A 20,518-nucleotide genomic window follows, 5' to 3' on the forward strand; every position below is an offset into this window, starting at 1 on the left:
TACAGCGAGGTTGTCTCTCTGGCTAAAATAGCAGTGCGAATAGCCTGAATCAATGCCCCGGAAACGGCACCAGGCTATAACAGGTAATTCCTTGCTTTTCCAGACGCTGCTCGCCGCCCAGATCGAACAAATTGATGATGAACGCCGCATCGGTGACTTTCCCGCCCAGACGACGGATCAGCTTCACGGTCGCCTCAATGGTGCCGCCAGTCGCCAGCAGATCGTCCACGACCAGCACGTTGTCGCCAGGTTTAATCGCGTCGACATGGATTTCCAGCTGATCGGTGCCGTACTCTAATTCATAGGTCTCGGCAATAGTTTCACGCGGTAATTTGCGCGGTTTACGTACCGGAACAAAACCAACGCCCAGCCCAAGCGCAACCGGCGCGCCAAACAGGAAGCCACGCGCTTCGGTGCCGACCACTTTGGTGATACCCGCATTTTTATAACGCTCAACCAACAGTTCAATACTGAGCGCGTAGGCTTTCGGGTCTTCCAGTAAGCTGGTGACATCACGGAAAAGAATGCCCGGTTTCGGGTAATCCTGAATGCTTTTGATGCTGTTTTTGAGAAACTCAAGCTGCTGTGCAGTCGCGGTCATGGATATATGCCTGCTAAGTACGGTGTTACTCACGGCGCAATACTTTTCAGTCAGGGGTAACGCTCGGTTACTCTTTGACCGCCTGCGCCTGTGCTCGAAAACGGTCGAATTTACTGGCTGTGAACGACAATTGCAACAGCGATTCGTGTGCTTCAGCGCTTTTGTTGCTTTTCATCAATCACCGGTATCCGCCACATAAAAATCAGCAGACAGGCCAAAATAACCAACAGCAGCACCCGCACCCACATCATATTCACCAGCCACAGCGAGATACCAAAGGTCAGCAATATCAACGCGATCGCTCGCGGTTTCGCTCCCGGCGGCATGGCCCGATAGCGCTGCCAGTGGCGCAGATAACCGCCAAACCATGAGCGGTATAACAACCAGGCATGGAAACGCGGCGACGAGCGGGCGAAACACCAGGCCGCCAGTAAAATGAACGGCGTAGTCGGCAACAGGGGCAAAACCACACCCAATGTCCCTAATACTACCGCCAGCCAGCCAATGATGATTAAAATAGTACGTTGCATAATGCGAATCGTTATCAAACAGAAGGCTACTGTAGCACAGCCTGTCTTATTTTCATCGGGGTGTTGAATTGAAAACCGCTATGCTGTTACAGACGCTGGAAGAGAGGCTGACGACGCTACGCCAACGCTGCGCGCCGCTGGCGCAACATGCGACGTTAAGCGCGCGCTTTGACCGACACCTTTTCCGTACCCGCAGTACTCTGTTGCAGGGATATCTGGAAGAGGCTGACGCCAATCTCGCCGCGTTGCGTCAGGCGGTAAAACATGAGCAACTGCCGCAAGTCGCCTGGCTGGCGGAACATCTGGCTTCGCAACTGGAGGCAATATCGCGTGAAACCGCCGCCTGGTCGCTGCGCCAGTGGGACACCGCCGCGCCAGGGCTTGGCCGTTGGCAGCGCAGACGAATACAGCATCAGGAGTTTGAACGTCGACTACTGGCGATGACACAGGAGCGCAAAATTCGTCTGGCGCAGGCGACCGGCCTTGTCGAGCAACAAACGCTGCAAAAGGAAGTCGAGATCTATGAAGGACGGCTGGCGCGTTGCCGACATGCGCTGGAGAAAATAGAAAACGTCCTGGCGCGTTTAACCCGTTAACCCTGGAGAAAGTATGTCGCTTGAAAATGCCCCTGATGAAGTCAAACTGGCCGTGGATTTAATTGTTCTGCTTGAAGAGAATCGCTTACCGGCACGAACGGTGCTACGCGCGCTGGAAATAGTTATGCGTGATTATGAAAACAAGTTAAAAAGTACGGAAGACGACTCGCAAACAGAGTAATTGCCCTCTGGTTTGTCCTCGTTGTCGCTGACAAAGTGGTCGCTACAGTCAGGCAACAAAGGACGGGGCATGGAACGTCTACCCACCACGCCGCACGATGCGGTATTCCGACAGATGCTGATGCAAAAAGAGGTCGCCCGCGACTTTCTGGCTATCCACTTGCCAGAAGACTTTCTTGCAATCTGCGATCTGGATTCACTGAAGCTGGAGTCAGGGAGTTTTGTTGAAGACAATTTACGCAGCCGCTATTCAGATATTCTCTACTCTCTGCATACCCAACACGGCCCCGGGTATGTTTACGCGCTCATTGAACATCAGAGCAAATCAGACCGGCTGATGGCTTTTCGCCTGATGCGTTACGCCATTGCCGCCATGCAGCGTCATCTGGATGCCGGCCATGATACCTTGCCGCTGGTGGTGCCAATCCTCTTTTATCACGGTCCGGAAAGCCCGTGGCCCTATAGCCTTAACTGGCATAATATGTTTGTGAAACCGGATATGGCGAAGGCCTTATACAGCCGCGATTTTGCGCTGGTCGACCTGACGATAATGCCGGATAATCAGCTTTTGCAGCATCGGCGGATAGCGATGTTAGAGCTCCTGCAAAAACATATTCGTCAACGCGATTTAAGCGAACTGCTCGACCCCCTTATCACGCTTTTAACGCAGGATCATTTGACGGACACGCAGCTCAGTGTGCTGATCAACTATATGTTGAAAGCAGGAAACGCCGCAGAACCCGGGGCGCTAATTCGTCAACTGGCGCAGGGCGCGCCGCAGTATAAGGAACAACTGATGACAATAGCGGAATGGCTGGAAGAAAAAGGCCGAACGGAAGGGTTGCAAAAAGGCCTTGAGCAAGGGTTAGCACAAGGCCGTGAGGCCGAAGCGCGCGCTATTGCCCGCAAAATGCTTGCCAACGGGCTGGAACCCGGGCTCATCGCCAGCGTCACCGGCATTACGCCGGAAGAGCTTTCTACGCTTTCGCATTAGCGGCGCCGCGCGCACTCATAAAGCGCGCAGCCCACCGCCTTTTAGCTTGCCGTAGGCGCCAGATCGCCGCCGTTGAGATCGCGCTTCACTTCAGTGACTTCATCGCCCTTCGCGTTATGCAGATGCACCTCAAGCTGGTTAAAGGCGATATTGATATCATTTTCACGGCACAGTCGATCGATCGCGCGGTTCAGTTCATCCACCGTATGGCTACGATCGCGCAATTCACGCACATACAGACGCAGTTCATGATCCAGAGTGCTGGCGCCAAAGGTGGTGAAGAATACGGCAGGTTCCGGATCGTGCATCACCTTCGGATGCTCCATCGCCGCCTGTAGCAGGACTCTTTTCACTTTCTCCAGATCCGAGCCATAGGCCACGCCAAGCCGGATCACCAGACGTGTCGTGGTATCGGAGAGGGACCAGTTAATCAGCCGCTCCGTTACGAACGCTTTGTTCGGAATGATCACTTCTTTACGATCAAAATCGGTAATAGTGGTGGCGCGAATACGAATCTTACTGACCGTGCCGGAGTAGGTGCCGATCGTTACCGTATCGCCAATGCGTACCGGACGTTCGAAGAGGATGATTAAACCCGAGACAAAGTTACCGAAGATCTCCTGTAGCCCAAAACCGAGACCTACCGACAACGCCGCCGCCAGCCACTGGAGTTTATCCCACGAGACGCCGAGCGATCCGAATACTGTCATCGCGCCAACAGCGATAATGACGTAGTTAAGGATCGTGGTGATCGCATACGAAGCCCCCTGGCGCATATTCAGACGTGAAAGCACCAGCACTTCCAACAGGCCGGGTAAGTTGCGGATGAGTGCCCAGGCCACCATCGCGGCAATAATGGCGAATAGCAAGCTGCCCATCGTCACGCTTTTCACCACCGCAGCGCCAGCTTCGGAGCCGTTGTAGTGCCACAGCGTGATGCTATCAAGATAGCTGAATACGGTGATCAAATCGGACCAAATCGCCCAGAACATAACGCCAAACAGGGCAAGCATTAGCAGCATCGTGATACGTAATGTTTGCTGGTTAATTTGCTCCAACGCGATGGTGGGTTCTTCCTGTGGCTCCGCGCCTTCCGCTCCCTCTTTTACCAGGTTCTGACGACGAGCCAGCGCGCGTCGCCAGGCAATCCGGCGCGCCGCTACGCTTAACCCGCGCAGCACCGTTTGATAAAGCAGGTTCCAGATAATGACCAGATAGACGGTTTCAATCCAGCGCCCCGCCAGGCGCAGCGTGGTATAGAAATAGCCGGTCGCCGTTAATACCATTAACGCCACCGGAATGATGGAAAGAATCGTCACGGTCACCAGTCGAATGCCGTGAGATTCTTTATCGCGCCAGCTTTCCCGGCACAGTGGCCACACCAGCAATGTTATGACCAGCAGATTGAGGAAAATAACCGCCTGCCCCAGCACGTCATCCATCAGATTCAGCGGCGACAACTCCGCCACCACAGACCAAAAGTGCAGCGGCAGCAATGCGAGGCTAATGCGTACAATCTGGCGACGCCAGTGGCTGGTCAACTGCGCTGGCATACCGAAATGGCGTATTGCCACGCCCTCTTTTTCCAGCACCTTCCAGCACAGCCCAAAGACCAGCCAGAACATTGCGAGCTTTTTACTAAAGGCCCAGAGCAGATCGCTGATATTTAGCTGCATGGTCAGCAAGATCAATCCAATCGCGAGGATAATCAGGCACACCGGCAGCGCACGGATCAGATCGATCAGAATAGCTTTTGGCGTATTGAGCTGACTATCGTTACGCAACGATCCCACGGCGGCGGCCAGCTTCTGTTGATACGCTTTTAACCATTTCAGACGCCAGCGGATTAAACCGGCGATGAGCAAGAGCGGCAACCCGGCCAAAAAAGCAATAAATACCGCGGGCCAGGCTTTTTGCCAGTTCACCGTGATTTTCATGGCGCTGAATTGCTCTTTTAACGTTTGGGGGAACGCTTTAAGCCAGTCCCAGTCCATAGGGCGGTTACTGTTCACCCAAAAAATCTGCTGCGTCAGAATGGCTTTCAGATTTTTCGAGACGCTCATCAACTGCTGCTGGTTAACTTGCAGGTTAATCGCCATCATCAGCTGGTTACCCAACTGTTTATTTAGCTGATCCAATAGCTCACGGCGCATCTCCACCACCTGAAGCAACGCATCATGAACTTCATCATTCACCTCGCTGGTATGCCCCTCCTCCAGCTTGTCGACAAAGGCATCGCTTTGGAATAAGGCATCACGCTGCTGGTTGATTTCAAACTGTTCCAGACGCAAATCCGCAATGCGGTTGGTCATATCTTCGAGTTCGTCGGCGGAGGGCAGGGTTTGCTGCTGTTGATAAAGAATACGCGACAGCAACAGGCTGCCTTTTAAGACGGCAATCTGTTCTTTGATATTTCTTTCCGACTGCAGCGCGCGATCGAGCCAGTTTTTTACTTTAATGTTTTGCTGCATCAACATATTGCCGTTTTCGGTCGCGACAATCAGACGCTGGCTGAGTTGATGGTTAATATCCAGTTCCTGTTTTACCAGCGGGTTTGCCTGGATACGCGCCGTTTCGTCCGGCGAAATGGCCTCCTGGGCCGTTTTTTCCGTTAGCGTAAGTCGTTTACTGTTGACCGCCTCCTGTAAAAGTTGAAGCTGATGTTCAAGGCGATTACTGTTGGCCGTCACGTAATCCCGCTGTTTTTGCAGGGTGTCCTGCAAAACGGTATTCCCTTCAAGACTCTTACGTTGCTGGTCGATCTGCGCATTAAGCAGCGCCTGTTGTGCCTGTAATAACACCTGTTGGCTGGGGCGAAGCGCGGCTTCGCCGACGTTATTGCCGTCCAGACGGTTACGGATTTGCTGTATTTGCTGTGAGGCGGTATACATGGCGTTTTGCACGCGCTCAGGCTGGGTCTGTAGCGAAACAAGCTGGCTGTTATAAGCGGCAAGATCGTTTTGCGAATTTTGCAAATCATCCAGTACCTGCGCCACGCGCAGCTCAAGCTGACGTAGCGAAAGCGCACTCAGCGTTTTTCGCATTTCATCATCATTATCGACATCGCTCAGCGCATTCAACGCTGCCGTCGCCTGACGCATTTTTTCAGGCGCCTGCGCCACCTTCTGCCGTAGCTGTACGGTCTCCTCTTTCACCCGCTCGATTTTCTCCAGCGTAGCTAACGTATCAATAAGGTCTTGCTGGACGAGCTTATCCTGGGCGGAGAGATCTTTTTGCTTATTCAGCGTATCCAGCTGGTTTTGCACATCCGCTTTTGACGGCAGGTCGCCATTCGTTTGCCCCCGGGCAAACGCCAGAGACTGACAGGACAGCAGGATAATAAGGACGCTAATTGTAATAAAAACAAAATGCTGTGAACGTTTATAAAGCTGCAACATAGTCATGAGAATGAAGTGTCTGAACCGGCAAGCAGACCGGAAATAATTGAGTCGCAAGAATATCACGCCTGTAACAAACAGAATAGCGACACAGAAAATGTCCAGGAGTTTTCCTGGAATATTATCAGGGGGAGCCGTTGGCCGTCGACGCGCGCAGCGTCGGACACAATTGATACATCTCCAGCAGGATCGTGACGTAGGCGCGAGCTTCTTTTTTTAAATCAAACGATTGCGGAGCAAATAACCAGTTTTCCATGAGCCCTGAAATAAAGCTGCGCATCAGTATCGCCGCACGACGAGTCAGCAGATTTTCAGGCAGCATTTTAGCATTAATACAATGTTTTAACGTTTGTTCAATCCGATCGTAACTTTCCAGACAAAGGCTACGTTGCGCCTGTTGAACCACAACCATTTCTCCGACAAACTCACATTTATGGAATATAATCTCCATCAATAAGCGGCGTCGTTCTTCTGTTACAGTAGCTTCAAGAATATGAACTAAAATTTCTCTTAATACAGATAGTGGATCGTCGGGGAATTTTGCCTGATACTCAATCTCAAGCTCACCAATATTGGATTCTGATAGCTCCCAGATCTCACTGAATAAATCCGACTTATTTTTGAAATGCCAATAGATTGCGCCGCGCGTCACGCCAGCAGCGTTCGCAATCTCCGCCAGCGAGGTTGCTGATACGCCTTGCTGCGAGAACAAACGCAGGGCCACATCCAGGATGTGTTGTCGTGTCTCCAGCGCTTGTTGTTTGGTTTTTCGTGCCATATGTCGGTGAATTTACAGGCGTTAGATTTACATACATTTATGGATGTATGTACCATAGCACGACGATAATATAAACGCAGCAATGGGTTTAAGGACCTTTGACCATTGACCAATTTGAAATCGGACACTCGAGGTTTACATATGAACAAAAACAGAGGGTTAACGCCTCTGGCGGTCGTTCTGATGCTCTCAGGCAGCTTAGCGCTAACAGGATGTGACGACAAACAGGACCAGCAAGGCGGCCAGCAGATGCCAGAAGTTGGAGTTGTCACACTAAAAACGGAACCACTGCAAATCACAACTGAACTTCCGGGTCGTACCGTTGCTTACCGTATCGCCGAAGTTCGCCCGCAGGTAAGCGGCATTATCCTGAAGCGTAATTTCGTTGAGGGAAGTGATATCGAAGCGGGAGTCTCTCTCTATCAGATTGATCCTGCGACCTACCAGGCGACTTACGACAGCGCTAAGGGCGATCTGGCAAAAGCGCAGGCCGCCGCGAATATTGCTGAACTGACGGTGAAGCGTTATCAAAAGCTGCTGGGTACGCAGTACATCAGTAAGCAGGAATACGATCAGGCGCTGGCTGACGCACAACAAGCGACTGCCGCTGTTGTCGCAGCAAAAGCCGCCGTTGAAACCGCACGTATCAACCTGGCGTATACCAAAGTCACCTCACCGATTAGCGGTCGTATTGGTAAGTCGTCCGTAACGGAAGGCGCGCTGGTACAGAACGGTCAGGCGTCGGCGCTGGCGACAGTGCAGCAGCTGGACCCTATTTATGTCGATGTGACCCAGTCCAGCAATGACTTCCTGCGCCTGAAGCAGGAGCTGGCAAATGGTTCGCTGAAACAGGAAAACGGCAAAGCGAAGGTCGACCTGGTGACCAGCGACGGTATCAAATTCCCGCAGTCCGGTACGCTTGAATTCTCCGATGTGACCGTTGACCAAACCACCGGGTCTATTACTTTGCGCGCCATCTTCCCTAACCCGGATCACACCTTATTGCCAGGAATGTTCGTTCGCGCACGTCTGCAGGAAGGGACAAAACCGACGGCATTACTGGTTCCACAACAGGGCGTTACCCGTACTCCACGCGGCGATGCCACGGTGCTGGTGGTTGGCGCTGATAACAAAGTGGAAACCCGCCAAATCGTCGCAAGCCAGGCGATCGGCGATAAGTGGCTGGTGACTGACGGGTTGAAAGCGGGCGACCGCGTAGTCGTCAGCGGGCTGCAAAAAGTACGTCCTGGCGCACAGGTTAAAGTGCAGGAAATTACCGCGGATAACAAACAGCAAGCCGCAAGCGGTGATCAACCTGCTCAGCCCAGGTCTTAACTTAAACAGGAGCCGTTAAGACATGCCTAATTTCTTTATCGATCGCCCTATATTTGCGTGGGTGATCGCCATCATCATCATGTTGGCAGGGGGGCTCGCGATCCTCAAATTGCCGGTAGCGCAATATCCGACGATTGCGCCACCAGCAGTGACGATCTCCGCAACCTACCCTGGCGCTGATGCGAAAACGGTACAGGATACCGTCACGCAGGTTATCGAACAGAATATGAACGGTATCGATAACCTGATGTATATATCCTCCAACAGTGACTCCACGGGGACCGTGCAGATCACGCTGACCTTTGAATCCGGCACCGATGCGGACATCGCGCAGGTTCAGGTTCAGAACAAGTTGCAACTGGCAATGCCGTTACTTCCCCAGGAAGTACAGCAACAGGGCGTGAGCGTTGAGAAGTCCTCAAGTAGCTTCCTGATGGTAGTGGGCGTCATTAACACCGACGGCACCATGACCCAGGAGGATATTTCGGATTACGTTGCCGCCAATATGAAAGATCCGATCAGCCGTACCTCTGGGGTGGGCGACGTCCAGCTGTTTGGTTCGCAGTATGCGATGCGTATCTGGATGAATCCGACAGAGCTGACCAAATACCAACTGACGCCGGTCGACGTGATTAACGCGATCAAAGCGCAGAACGCCCAGGTCGCGGCAGGTCAGCTCGGTGGTACGCCGCCGGTTAAAGGCCAGCAGCTTAACGCATCGATTATTGCCCAAACGCGTCTGACCTCAACGGATGAGTTTGGCAAAATCCTGCTGAAGGTGAATCAGGATGGCTCTCAGGTTCGTCTGCGGGATGTAGCGAAAATTGAGCTTGGCGGCGAAAACTACGACGTCATCGCGAAATTTAACGGTCAGCCAGCGTCAGGTCTTGGCATCAAACTGGCTACCGGCGCCAACGCGCTGGATACCGCTACCGCTATTCGCGCCGAACTGAAAAAAATGGAACCGTTCTTCCCGCTAGGGATGAAAATCGTCTACCCGTATGACACCACGCCGTTCGTGAAGATCTCTATTCATGAAGTGGTAAAAACTCTGGTCGAAGCGATTATCCTCGTGTTCCTGGTGATGTACCTGTTCCTGCAGAACTTCCGCGCGACGTTGATTCCGACTATTGCGGTTCCGGTGGTGTTGTTGGGAACCTTTGCCGTGCTTGCGGCATTCGGTTTCTCGATAAACACGCTGACGATGTTCGGGATGGTGCTCGCCATCGGCTTGCTGGTGGATGACGCCATCGTGGTGGTCGAGAACGTCGAACGTGTTATGACGGAAGAAGGCCTTCCGCCGAAGGAAGCGACGCGCAAATCCATGGGCCAGATTCAGGGCGCATTGGTGGGTATCGCGATGGTACTGTCGGCGGTATTTATTCCGATGGCCTTCTTTGGCGGCTCAACTGGGGCAATTTATCGTCAGTTCTCTATCACCATCGTATCGGCGATGGCGCTGTCGGTGCTGGTCGCGCTGATCCTGACGCCTGCGCTGTGCGCGACGATGCTCAAACCCGTCGCCAAAGGCGATCATGGCGAAGGGAAAAAAGGCTTTTTCGGCTGGTTTAACCGCCTGTTCGATAAGAGCACGCATCACTACACCGATAGCGTAGGCAATATTCTGCGCAGCACCGGGCGTTATCTGCTGCTCTATCTCATTATCGTCGTCGGTATGGCTTATCTGTTCGTTCGTCTGCCAAGCTCTTTCTTGCCGGATGAAGACCAGGGCGTATTCCTGACAATGGTCCAGCTCCCCGCCGGCGCGACGCAAGAGCGCACGCAAAAAGTGCTGGATGAGGTCACGGATTACTATCTGAACAAAGAGAAAGCCAACGTTGAATCGGTATTCGCCGTCAACGGCTTCGGTTTTGCAGGGCGCGGTCAGAATACCGGTATTGCATTCGTGTCGTTGAAAGACTGGGCCGATCGTCCAGGCGAAAAAAACAAGGTTGAAGCGATTACCCAGCGGGCAACCGCAGCGTTTTCACAAATTAAAGATGCGATGGTCTTCGCCTTTAACCTGCCGGCGATTGTTGAACTGGGCACCGCAACCGGGTTTGACTTCGAGTTGATTGACCAGGCGGGACTTGGTCACGAAAAACTCACCCAGGCACGTAATCAGTTGTTCGGCGAGGTGGCGAAATATCCTGATCTGCTGGTCGGCGTTCGACCTAACGGTCTGGAAGATACGCCGCAGTTTAAAATCGATATCGACCAGGAAAAAGCTCAGGCGCTGGGCGTGTCTATTAGCGACATTAATACCACGCTGGGCGCAGCATGGGGCGGCAGCTATGTAAACGACTTTATCGATCGCGGTCGTGTGAAGAAAGTTTACGTGATGTCCGAAGCGAAATACCGCATGTTGCCGGATGATATTAACGACTGGTACGTTCGTGGTAGCGATGGTCAGATGGTGCCGTTCTCCGCATTCTCCTCTTCCCGCTGGGAATATGGTTCGCCACGTCTGGAACGCTATAACGGTCTGCCTTCGATGGAAATTCTGGGTCAGGCGGCGCCAGGCAAGAGTACTGGTGAAGCGATGGCGATGATGGAAGAACTGGCCAGCAAGCTGCCGTCAGGCATTGGGTATGACTGGACCGGGATGTCCTACCAGGAGCGGTTGTCCGGCAACCAGGCCCCTGCCCTGTATGCTATCTCGCTGATCGTCGTCTTCCTGTGTCTGGCGGCATTGTATGAGAGCTGGTCTATCCCGTTCTCCGTAATGCTGGTTGTTCCGCTTGGGGTTATCGGCGCGCTGCTGGCTGCCACCTTCCGCGGACTGACTAACGACGTTTACTTCCAGGTGGGTCTGCTCACAACCATTGGGTTGTCGGCGAAGAACGCGATACTTATCGTCGAATTCGCCAAAGACTTAATGGATAAAGAAGGGAAAGGTCTGGTAGAAGCGACCCTGGAGGCCGTCCGGATGCGTTTGCGTCCGATTCTGATGACCTCGTTAGCGTTCATGCTGGGGGTTATGCCGCTGGTTATCAGTTCCGGCGCGGGTTCCGGCGCGCAGAATGCGGTAGGTACTGGCGTACTGGGCGGGATGGTAACGGCAACCGTACTGGCTATTTTCTTCGTACCGGTCTTCTTCGTGGTGGTACGCCGCCGCTTTAGCCGTAAAAGCGAAGATATTGAGCATAGTCATTCGACAGAACATCGCTGATTTGCTCACTGTTGATAAGGCCGCGCAAGCGGCCTTTTTTACGCAAAAATCATAAAATACGCTTATTGTTAGATTGATTATTTTTTGCCATATTAATAAAAGGTATAATCCTTACTGCGTTAAAGGCTTTTCTTAGGAAAGTTGGCCATTTCTTAATTCAGCCATTAATTAAGAAATATTAAGAATATTCCTGGCTATTTTCTCCTGTCAGAGTCTATTGTTTTAGCCTGAAAAGCTAAAAAACGTTAACCCAATGATTACACAAACAATAAAACTGGTTCCTTTTTAGGCGACCGACGATCACTGTTAAAATTCGAAAAAGTATGGCGACACACGGCTTTCACGCAATTGTAATTTTTAGTAATATGACGATGAAAAGTTTTTTAGAGTAGATTATAGTTAAATCATAAGGTGACGTGGGAAGTACCAGGTTAGTTAGTTGTATCCATCCCGAAGGTGTTCGGTTAGTTTAAGCCACTAAAAAGGGGATGCATTATGGACGAATACTCACCCAAAAGACATGATATAGCACAGCTTAAATTTCTTTGCGAAACCCTGTATCATGACTGTCTTGCAAACCTTGAAGAAAGCAACCATGGCTGGGTTAATGACCCGACCTCAGCAGTCAACCTGCAGCTCAATGAGCTGATAGAGCATATTGCAACTTTCGCGCTTAATTATAAAATTAAGTACAATGAAGACAATAAATTGATTGCGCAGATAGATGAATACCTGGACGACACCTTTATGTTGTTCAGCAGCTATGGTATTAATACGCAGGATTTGCAAAAATGGCGTAAATCGGGCAACCGCCTGTTCCGTTGTTTCGTCAACGCCACCAGGGCCAATCCTGTTAGTTTGTCTTGTTAAAAATTATTACAATCATAGGTAGAATTTATGTCTGATAAACCATTAACTAAAACTGATTATTTGATGCGTTTACGGCGCTGTCAGACAATTGACACTCTGGAGCGCGTCATTGAGAAAAATAAATATGAATTGTCTGACAATGAGCTGGCTGTATTTTACTCAGCTGCGGATCACCGTCTTGCAGAATTGACGATGAACAAACTCTACGACAAGATCCCCTCTTCAGTATGGAAATTCATTCGTTAATCACGCAACATTACTTTTTAGAGAACACACAGGTGTTATCTGCCTCCTCGTTCAGGCTAATAACACAACGGGCTATTATAGAACAGTGATATAGATCACATACCAATAGCAGGGAACGTTCCCTCTAATACTTTATTATTGCTTCTATTGCGATAATATCCACCAAGGGGAGCGCGCGATGAGTGACGAAAAACAAAAAATGATCGCTGGGGCACTGTATTGCCCGACCGATGAAACTTTATGCCAGGATCGACTGCGGGCGCGTCAACTCATCCATCAATACAATTATACTACGCCTGATGAAATAAATAAGCGTCAGGCGATTTTACGCGACCTGTTGGGTCGATGCGAAGACGCCTATATTGAACCTTCCTTCCGTTGCGACTACGGCTATAATATTTTTCTTGGTCACTCCTTTTACGCTAACTTCGACTGCGTCATGCTTGATGTTTGCCCAATTCATATTGGCGATAATTGTATGCTCGCGCCAGGGGTACATATCTATACCGCCACGCACCCGCTGGACGCCGTCGAACGCAACAGCGGCAGAGAATTAGGTAAACCCGTCACTATCGGAAATAACGTCTGGATAGGCGGACGAGCCGTCGTTAATCCTGGCGTAACCATCGGCGATAACGTCGTCGTCGCTTCAGGCGCTGTGGTGACAAAAAACGTACCGCCAGATGTCGTGGTAGGCGGAAATCCGGCGCGAATCATTAAAAAATTGTAGTCAAAATGATAACTGTTATGCTAATTCGTGGTTAATCTGTTACTTTTCTCACGTTACACCTCCCTTTAAAATGGGCTGTTATTACCCCCTATGTCGCAGAAATCATGAAGGCAAAAGATGACAGAGATACAGCGCCTGCTTAGCGAAACTATTGATGACTTAAACATCCGTGAAAAACGCGATAACAGGCCGCGTTTTAGTATCAGTTTTATCCGCAAGCATCCTGGGTTATTTATCGCGATGTATGCAGCCTGGTTTGCGACGCTGGCGGTCATGCTGCAATCAGAAACGCTGGTGGGGTCAGTGTGGCTGTTAGTGGTGTTATTTATCGCATTTAATGGCTTCTTCTTTTTCGACATCGCCCCGCGTTATCACTATAACGACATCGATGTGCTGGACCTCCGGGTCTGTTACAACGGCGAATGGTACAACACCCGCTTTGTTCCCCCCACGCTCATTGAGACGATTCTTCAGTCTCCACAGGTGGATAATGAACATAAAGTCCAGCTGCAAAAAATGGTTGCCCGTAAGGGCGAACTTTCCTTCTACGATATTTTTACGCTGGCCCGCGCAGAAGCCAGCCGGTAATAAAAAAGTGCGCACCCTCCCTGGTGCGCACTGCTTTCCCTGAACTGTTGGTTTTTTAACGTCTTTTTTTACGCCCCTGAACCGCCTTAAAACGCGGATTTGTTTTACAAATCACGTATAAGCGTCCTTTGCGTTTGACTATCTGGCAATCCGGATGCCGTTGTTTTGCATTGCGAAGTGAGTTTAACACCTGCATTTCATTTACCCCCTTTTAGCGCCGATAAAATGACCGAAACGTTTCTGGAAGCGTGCGGCGCTACTTTCGCTATCAAACGTTTTCTGTCTACCGGTATAAAAAGGATGCGATTTTGATGACACATCAATAGTGACATACGGATATGTCACGCCGTCCAGTTCGATTTCACGTTCAGTTTTGATAGTTGATCCCACTTTCACATATTCATTTGCGCTGGTGTCGTGAAATACGACGGTGCGGTATACAGGATGAATATCAGGTTTCATTGCGCTCTCTCAATTATGTTATAACATAACAATAAAATACGCTATCAACGCTCCTTTTTCAACCGGTAAACATTCACGATCTCTTCCTGGCAGCAAAAGCAACGTGGCGTAACGCGTTAGCCTGGCGCCTGAATCTGTAAAATCGATAAAATAGCTTTATCATTCGAGGGCGCGATTTACGATCGGATATACTTTCTCTACGCTGTGTTTATAAGGACATCACTGTGACAACACGACATCTGGTCAGCCTGGTAACGGGAGTGCTTATCCTGTCTGTCCTTTTCCCGATAGGATTGAGTCTGTGGCTGGCGCACCGTCAAGTTGAAAAGAGGTTTAATGAAGAGCTGGATATCTTCTCGTCCCGGGTGGCGCTACGTACAGAAAGGGTCAGTGACCAGGCAAAAGCCGCGTTAACGCATATTGCCTCCTTTAAAGGCGAGCCCTGCAGCAGCGCCCATTTACTCGCCATGCGCCGCGTGTCTTATAGCTTTCGGTATGTCCAGGAAGTTCTGTATCTTAAAAATTCGATTCCCGTTTGCTCTTCGCTTGAAAAAGAGAGCCATATTCCCGCGTTCCCTCCGCCTATGAAAATCACTCGCGACGGTTATCGCGCCTGGTTTACGGCGCAAAACGATCTGGGTATAAAACGCTATATGGCGGCACTCGGGAGCGACAGCTATATCGTGATGATCGACCCGGCGTCCTTTATCGATGTGATTCCGTTTGGCGCATGGCCGATTGACGTCGCTATTATTGGCCGGGAACGCAATACTGTGGTTGCCAGCAGCGGTAACCTTGACTCCGCTATTCTTCCGCTCATTCACCATGAGACGCCCCTGCGGCTGGAAAACCGAGGCATTCAGTATGCTATCCACCCCTTTCCGGAAATGGGCATTACTATCGTAAGCTGGGCACCGACCGCTCCGCTGGAAAGGAGCTGGTATCGACAGGCGTTTATCTGGCTACCGGCGGGCATCGTAACGGGTCTGCTGGCCGCGGCCTTTATTCTGCGTATTTTGCGTCGACTACAGTCGCCCCGCCACCGTCTCCAGGATGCGATAGACAATCGCGAAATTAACGTACACTATCAGCCTATTGTCTCCCTGAGCAGCGGAAAAATTGTCGGTGCCGAAGCCTTAGCTCGCTGGCAACAGGCGGACGGCACCTTCCTTTCGCCGGAAATTTTTATCGCGCTGGCTGAACAAACCGGGCTCACGGAGCCGCTAACCCGGCTAATCATCGAAACCGTTTTTGAAGACATGGGGAGTTGGTTAAAGTCCCATCCCGAACAACATATTTCAATCAATCTTGAGGCATCCGATCTGGCGTCGGAAACGTTGCCGACGCTGTTAAGCACGCTGCTGAACCGTAGCCAAATTTCTCCGTCGCAAATCGCGCTTGAATTAACGGAACGCGAGTTCGCCGATCCGAAAACCAGCGCGCCCATTGTCGCCAGATACCGTAACGCGGGACATTCCATTTATATTGATGACTTTGGCACCGGCTATTCCAGCCTCAGCTACTTACAAAATCTGGATGTGGATGTCCTTAAAATTGATAAATCTTTTGTCGATGCGCTGGAATATAAAAACGTCACGCCGCATATTATTGAAATGGCGAAAACGCTCAAACTTAAGATGGTCGCAGAAGGCATCGAAACGACCAGGCAAGAACAGTGGCTACGCCAGCATGGCGTACATTATGGTCAGGGCTGGTTATACAGTAAGCCCCTACCCGCTACGGCATTTATTCTTTGGGCGGAACAGCGGCTATAACGTCGCACAGCAGAAAAGAACAGTATGGAGAGGCACAAATGGGTGGGGGCCCTGCCAGCTACATCCCGGCACACGCGTCATCTGCCTTGGCTGCTTCCTTCCGGACCTGACCTGGTAAACAGAGTAGCGTTGCGGGAGAACCAACAGAGCCCCCATTGAGAGCGTTGTGAACCAACGCGCAGGCGCATTATCACTGCTATATCGTGCAATTGCAACCCATCAGGCATCGGATGCTGGTTTCTTGCGCATCCGGGCTTTCCTCCCCCCTTATTCCAGATTATCCTGAAGCATTAACGCAGGATTCTATTATGGATATTCAGGACACATTTCCTCAACGCGTCTGGCAAATCGTCGCTTCGATCCCGGAAGGGTTTGTCACGACCTACGGCGATGTCGCCCGGCTTGCCGGTTCCCCTCGGGCAGCGCGTCAGGTCGGCGGAGTTTTAAAACGTCTGCCGGAAGGCAGCACTTTACCATGGCATCGGGTGGTGAACCGCCACGGCGCAATATCACTTACCGGGCCGGATCTACAGCGGCAACGTCAGGCATTACTGGCGGAAGGCGTGGTGGTGTCGGGAAGCGGACAAATCGATTTACAACGCTATCGCTGGGTGTATTAACCCTCTCCGTAACGGAGAGGGTTGGCGCAGGATTAATACTGGGTAGGCGCAGGAACGGCAGAAGACGGATTGACCTGGGTCGGCGAAGTCGATGGAACCGTCGTCGTCGCACCACCGCTGGCCTGCACAGGCACCGCCGTTTGCTGTACCGGTACCAGCGTCAGATCCGCTTTAGTGCCGCCATTGTTAATCACCGGTTTCACGCTATCGGTAATAAATACCAGCTTATTGTCAACGGTGATGGCCGCGCTCAGGAGAATACGCGCGTTAGGTTGAATATCTGATGGGTTAAACGGCAACACAAAACTGAAAGGCGCCTGTTTACCTTCGGTACGTACCGCTTTTTGCGACAGCACCTTAGACGGCGCATCAGCCAGCGAAGCATCTGAAAGCGTCACGGTCAGCACCGCATCTGGCGGCAGAGCGACCTTCTGGCGGATCCAGACGGTACCGGAAACATTGGGTTGCTGAATAGTAGACTGGTTAGCTGTAATCGACATGTTAGGGTTTGGCGCAGGCGTCTGGATATCAGCGCTTTTATCAGCGCAGGCCGCCAGAGATATCGCAACCGCTAAACCACTTACGATGTGCACGAGTTTCATTCAATTCTCCTTATCATCAATGCACCAGCAGGCCTTTCCCCCCGCCGGAAGAGTGGTTAACAGAAACATAACGTGATTAAGTGTGGCACATGTCACTCATTTTTGCCTGGAATTGGTCTGTTATTCAGACTTTTGTACCCATCGGACCACTTGCAAAATTGCGTTATACTCTGCCCTACCTCGCTTCGGCATCGTTGTCACCTGGAGAGTATGTATGAGTCAGACACTGAATAATTTGCTGACATTATTGAATCTGGAAAAAATTGAAGAAGGACTCTTTCGGGGCCAAAGTGAAGACTTAGGGCTGCGCCAGGTATTTGGCGGTCAGGTGGTGGGCCAGGCGCTCTATGCCGCCAAAGAAACGGTGCCGGAAGCGCGACTGGTGCATTCATTCCACAGTTATTTTCTGCGGCCAGGCGACAGCCAAAAACCCATTATCTATGACGTAGAAGTGCTGCGCGATGGGAATAGCTTCAGCGCCCGCCGCGTTGCCGCTATTCAGAACGGGAAACCCATCTTTTACATGACCGCCTCATTCCAGGCACCGGAACCGGGTTTTGAACATCAAAAAACCATGCCGACGGCAGTCGGGCCGGAAGGACTACCGTCAGAAACGGAAATCGCGCAATCGCTGGCGCATTTACTGCCGCCGATTCTGAAAGAAAAGTTTCTCTGCGATCGCCCGCTGGAAATTCGTCCCGTCGAATTTCACAATCCGTTGAAAGGTCACGTCGCCGCGCCTGTGCGTCAGGTATGGATTCGCGCCAACGGCACCGTTCCGGATGACATTCGCGTCCATCAATATTTACTGGGATATGCCTCGGATCTGAATTTCCTTCCCGTCGCGCTTCAGCCTCACGGCATCGGTTTTCTGGAAAAGGGCATTCAGATCGCCACTATCGATCACTCTATGTGGTTCCATCGTCCGTTCAATTTTAATGAATGGCTACTTTATAGCGTGGAGAGCACTTCCGCCTCCAGCGCCCGGGGCTTTGTTCGCGGCGAGTTTTATACTCAGGATGGCGCTCTGGTCGCTTCAACCGTGCAGGAAGGGGTAATGCGTAATCACAATTAAAAAACATGCCGCTATGCGGCGTTAATGGCCTGATGACGCTGCGCTTATCCGGCCTACGGTAGACTAGGTAAGCGCAGCGCCATCAGGCATGTTGCGCAATCACGCGTTATACGCATTCTCGCCGTGACTGTTCACATCCAGCCCCTCGCGCTCCTGCTCTTCCGGTACACGCAGTCCAACAAGGATATCCGCCAGTTTGTAACCAACAAACGCGACAACGCCGGACCAGACGACCGTAATAGCAATACTTTCCAGCTGTACCATCACCTGATGTCCCATCGTAACGCCGTCGACAAAGCCAACGCCGCCCAGCGAACTGGCGGCAAAAACGCCGGTCAGGATACAGCCGACTATTCCGCAAACGCCGTGAACGCCAAATACGTCGCACGGATCATCTACCCGTAGCAGACGTTTAAGCATGGTGACTCCCCACAATCCCGCCAGACCCGCAATAACGCCGATAACCAGCGCGCCGCCAACGCCAACATAGCCACAGGCTGGCGTCACGCCGACCAGACCGGCAATCGCGCCGGAACAGGCTCCCAGCAGGGAAGGCTTACCGCGTAGCGTCCACTCGCCGATAATCCACCCCAGAATCGCGGCGGCGGTCGCCACCACGGTGTTCACAAAGGCCAGCGCTGCTATCTCGTTTGCGCTACCCGCAGAACCCGCGTTAAATCCAAACCAGCCGATATACAGAATCGCAGTACCGGTAAAGACCATCGGCAGGTTATGGGGTTTAAATGCTTCTTTCCCAAAGCCGACGCGTTTGCCAATTAAATAAGCCCCTACCAGCCCGGCGATAGCGGCGTTAATATGCACCACCGTACCACCGGCAAAATCCAGCGCGCCGTGAGCAGCCAGCAGGCCGCCGCCCCACACCATGTGCGCAATCGGGATATAAGAGAGCGTGAACCACACCACGACAAAAATCAGTACCGCCGAAAAACGAATACGCTCCGCCAGCGCGCCGACAATCAGCCCGACGGTAATACAGGCGAAAGATCCCTGAAATACGACATGAATATACTGATAAATCGTACCCGTTACCGCCGTCAACGCGATATTCTTCAACATCGCCCCATCAGCATTACCGAAGAAATGATTCCCTTCGCCAAAAGCCAGCGAATAGCCGTACACCACCCATAAAATACAGACCAGCGCAAAGGTGACGGTCACTTGCGTTAACATTGACAGCACGTTCTTGGCGCGAATTAATCCGCCGTAAAACAGCGCGATACCCGGTATCGTCATGAACAGCACCAGCGCGGTGCAAATCATCATAAAAGCACTATCCGCTTTATCGGCAACCGCCGGCGCGGCTATCGTTAGCCCAGGCAGCAGCGCCAGTGAAGCCAGTGTGGTTTTTATCATCGCTATCTTCATTTTTTCATTTCCTGTTGCTGTGTGGCGGGTCTTACAGCGCTGCTTCGTCAGCTTCGCCGGTACGAATCCGAATAACGCGCATGAGCTCCGCGACGAAAATTTTGCCGTCGCCAATTTTTCCGGTGTAAGCCGCTTTACTGATGATATCGATCACCTCTTCCAGTTGGTCGTCGGCGATAGCCACATCAATTTTGACCTTCGGCAGGAAATTCACGCTGTACTCCGCGCCGCGATACAGTTCGGCGTGTCCTTTCTGACGGCCAAACCCTTTCACTTCGGTGACGGTCAGTCCCTGAATGCCAATGGAAGAAAGCGCCTCCCGCACGTCCTCCAGCTTGAACGGTTTGATAATTACGGTAACCAGCTTCATAGAACCCTCCAGTCAGAATTAGGTAACGGCTGCCGCCGCGCATGGACTCTTCAGAATGGATATTGCAAAGGATGTGCCAGAAGCTGGCGAGCGAGGAAAAGCGCGGTTAGCGGCGCGTCTTTATATTGACGCGCCCCAAAATCGAAGCAGGGAAAGAAAAACGCACCACGACGGTGCATGATGGGCGAGGCTTTGCCCTGTGGCTCCAAA

General features: G+C 51.6%; 21 protein-coding genes and 1 other RNA gene. 12 read left to right on the forward strand and 10 right to left on the reverse strand.

Features of this window, described 5'->3' with window-relative positions:
- Positions 1–49: 49 nt before the first annotated feature.
- Positions 50–601 (reverse strand): adenine phosphoribosyltransferase, encoded by a 552-nt coding sequence (apt, locus tag HU143_RS16635; protein ID WP_000127350.1) that lies wholly within the window; start codon positions 599–601, stop codon positions 50–52.
- A gap of 152 nt (positions 602–753) precedes the next feature.
- Positions 754–1,131, reverse strand: a complete 378-nt coding sequence (locus tag HU143_RS16640) for a DUF454 family protein (RefSeq protein WP_001189860.1) — start codon at positions 1,129–1,131, stop codon at positions 754–756.
- 68 nt (positions 1,132–1,199) lie between these two features.
- Between HU143_RS16640 and priC the strand changes: the two genes are divergently transcribed.
- From priC to HU143_RS16655, 3 genes are all read left to right on the forward strand, one after another.
- On the forward strand, positions 1,200–1,727 hold the full coding sequence (gene priC, locus HU143_RS16645; protein WP_023227342.1) for a primosomal replication protein N'': 528 nt from the start codon (positions 1,200–1,202) through the stop codon (positions 1,725–1,727).
- 13 nt (positions 1,728–1,740) lie between these two features.
- Complete coding sequence (gene rsmS / locus HU143_RS16650; protein ID WP_000051161.1) at positions 1,741–1,908, forward strand: pleiotropic regulatory protein RsmS; 168 nt, start codon at positions 1,741–1,743, stop codon at positions 1,906–1,908.
- 69 nt (positions 1,909–1,977) lie between these two features.
- Positions 1,978–2,901: an Rpn family recombination-promoting nuclease/putative transposase gene (locus HU143_RS16655; RefSeq protein ID WP_000440518.1), complete on the forward strand. Its 924-nt coding sequence runs from the start codon at positions 1,978–1,980 to the stop codon at positions 2,899–2,901.
- A 41-nt stretch (positions 2,902–2,942) separates the two neighbouring features.
- Here the strand turns inward: HU143_RS16655 and mscK are convergent, their stop codons facing one another.
- The gene (mscK, locus tag HU143_RS16660; protein ID WP_023227341.1) at positions 2,943–6,305 is read right to left on the reverse strand and encodes a mechanosensitive channel MscK; all 3,363 of its coding nucleotides are present in this window, start codon (positions 6,303–6,305) and stop codon (positions 2,943–2,945) included.
- A 118-nt stretch (positions 6,306–6,423) separates the two neighbouring features.
- A complete protein-coding gene (gene acrR / locus HU143_RS16665; RefSeq protein ID WP_023227340.1) occupies positions 6,424–7,077 on the reverse strand; it encodes a multidrug efflux transporter transcriptional repressor AcrR in 654 nt (217 codons plus the stop codon).
- Positions 7,078–7,218: 141 nt separating this feature from the next.
- Between acrR and acrA the strand changes: the two genes are divergently transcribed.
- From acrA to HU143_RS16695, 6 genes are all read left to right on the forward strand, one after another.
- The gene (gene acrA, locus HU143_RS16670; RefSeq protein ID WP_001039202.1) at positions 7,219–8,412 is read left to right on the forward strand and encodes a multidrug efflux RND transporter periplasmic adaptor subunit AcrA; all 1,194 of its coding nucleotides are present in this window, start codon (positions 7,219–7,221) and stop codon (positions 8,410–8,412) included.
- 22 nt (positions 8,413–8,434) lie between these two features.
- Positions 8,435–11,584 carry an efflux RND transporter permease AcrB gene (acrB, locus tag HU143_RS16675; protein WP_195184457.1) on the forward strand — a complete coding sequence of 1,050 codons (3,150 nt, stop codon included), beginning with the start codon at positions 8,435–8,437 and terminating at the stop codon, positions 11,582–11,584.
- A 495-nt stretch (positions 11,585–12,079) separates the two neighbouring features.
- On the forward strand, positions 12,080–12,454 hold the full coding sequence (tomB, locus tag HU143_RS16680) for an Hha toxicity modulator TomB (protein WP_000344807.1): 375 nt from the start codon (positions 12,080–12,082) through the stop codon (positions 12,452–12,454).
- A gap of 27 nt (positions 12,455–12,481) precedes the next feature.
- Positions 12,482–12,700 (forward strand): HHA domain-containing protein, encoded by a 219-nt coding sequence (locus tag HU143_RS16685; protein WP_001280991.1) that lies wholly within the window; start codon positions 12,482–12,484, stop codon positions 12,698–12,700.
- A gap of 178 nt (positions 12,701–12,878) precedes the next feature.
- A complete protein-coding gene (gene maa / locus HU143_RS16690; protein ID WP_001278793.1) occupies positions 12,879–13,430 on the forward strand; it encodes a maltose O-acetyltransferase in 552 nt (183 codons plus the stop codon).
- A gap of 117 nt (positions 13,431–13,547) precedes the next feature.
- Positions 13,548–14,018 (forward strand): YlaC family protein, encoded by a 471-nt coding sequence (locus HU143_RS16695; protein WP_000136181.1) that lies wholly within the window; start codon positions 13,548–13,550, stop codon positions 14,016–14,018.
- A gap of 55 nt (positions 14,019–14,073) precedes the next feature.
- Here HU143_RS16695 and ykgO read toward each other — a convergent pair whose 3' ends face one another.
- Positions 14,074–14,214 carry a type B 50S ribosomal protein L36 gene (gene ykgO / locus HU143_RS16700; protein WP_001197749.1) on the reverse strand — a complete coding sequence of 47 codons (141 nt, stop codon included), beginning with the start codon at positions 14,212–14,214 and terminating at the stop codon, positions 14,074–14,076.
- Between the two features lie 5 nt (positions 14,215–14,219).
- The gene (locus HU143_RS16705) at positions 14,220–14,480 is read right to left on the reverse strand and encodes a type B 50S ribosomal protein L31 (protein WP_000801415.1); all 261 of its coding nucleotides are present in this window, start codon (positions 14,478–14,480) and stop codon (positions 14,220–14,222) included.
- A 224-nt stretch (positions 14,481–14,704) separates the two neighbouring features.
- Between HU143_RS16705 and HU143_RS16710 the strand changes: the two genes are divergently transcribed.
- The gene (locus tag HU143_RS16710) at positions 14,705–16,255 is read left to right on the forward strand and encodes an EAL domain-containing protein (protein ID WP_023210786.1); all 1,551 of its coding nucleotides are present in this window, start codon (positions 14,705–14,707) and stop codon (positions 16,253–16,255) included.
- A 49-nt stretch (positions 16,256–16,304) separates the two neighbouring features.
- On the opposite strand, the gene ffs is transcribed toward HU143_RS16710, so the two are convergent.
- An RNA gene (gene ffs, locus HU143_RS16715) (signal recognition particle sRNA small type) lies at positions 16,305–16,401 on the reverse strand.
- 84 nt (positions 16,402–16,485) lie between these two features.
- On the opposite strand from ffs, the gene HU143_RS16720 reads away from it, so the two are divergent.
- Complete coding sequence (locus HU143_RS16720; protein ID WP_000961285.1) at positions 16,486–16,875, forward strand: MGMT family protein; 390 nt, start codon at positions 16,486–16,488, stop codon at positions 16,873–16,875.
- 32 nt (positions 16,876–16,907) lie between these two features.
- Here HU143_RS16720 and HU143_RS16725 read toward each other — a convergent pair whose 3' ends face one another.
- Positions 16,908–17,477 carry a YbaY family lipoprotein gene (locus tag HU143_RS16725; protein ID WP_000779802.1) on the reverse strand — a complete coding sequence of 190 codons (570 nt, stop codon included), beginning with the start codon at positions 17,475–17,477 and terminating at the stop codon, positions 16,908–16,910.
- 214 nt (positions 17,478–17,691) lie between these two features.
- On the opposite strand from HU143_RS16725, the gene tesB reads away from it, so the two are divergent.
- Positions 17,692–18,552, forward strand: a complete 861-nt coding sequence (tesB, locus tag HU143_RS16730; protein ID WP_000084176.1) for an acyl-CoA thioesterase II — start codon at positions 17,692–17,694, stop codon at positions 18,550–18,552.
- Positions 18,553–18,651: 99 nt separating this feature from the next.
- On the opposite strand, the gene amtB is transcribed toward tesB, so the two are convergent.
- Complete coding sequence (gene amtB / locus HU143_RS16735; RefSeq protein ID WP_023227339.1) at positions 18,652–19,938, reverse strand: ammonium transporter AmtB; 1,287 nt, start codon at positions 19,936–19,938, stop codon at positions 18,652–18,654.
- Between the two features lie 31 nt (positions 19,939–19,969).
- Positions 19,970–20,308 (reverse strand): P-II family nitrogen regulator, encoded by a 339-nt coding sequence (gene glnK, locus HU143_RS16740; protein WP_000780341.1) that lies wholly within the window; start codon positions 20,306–20,308, stop codon positions 19,970–19,972.
- Positions 20,309–20,518: the final 210 nt, after the last annotated feature.

Source organism: Salmonella sp. SJTUF14076 (assembly GCF_015534835.1).
In the GTDB taxonomy this organism is placed as follows: Bacteria; Pseudomonadota; Gammaproteobacteria; order Enterobacterales; family Enterobacteriaceae; genus Salmonella; species Salmonella enterica.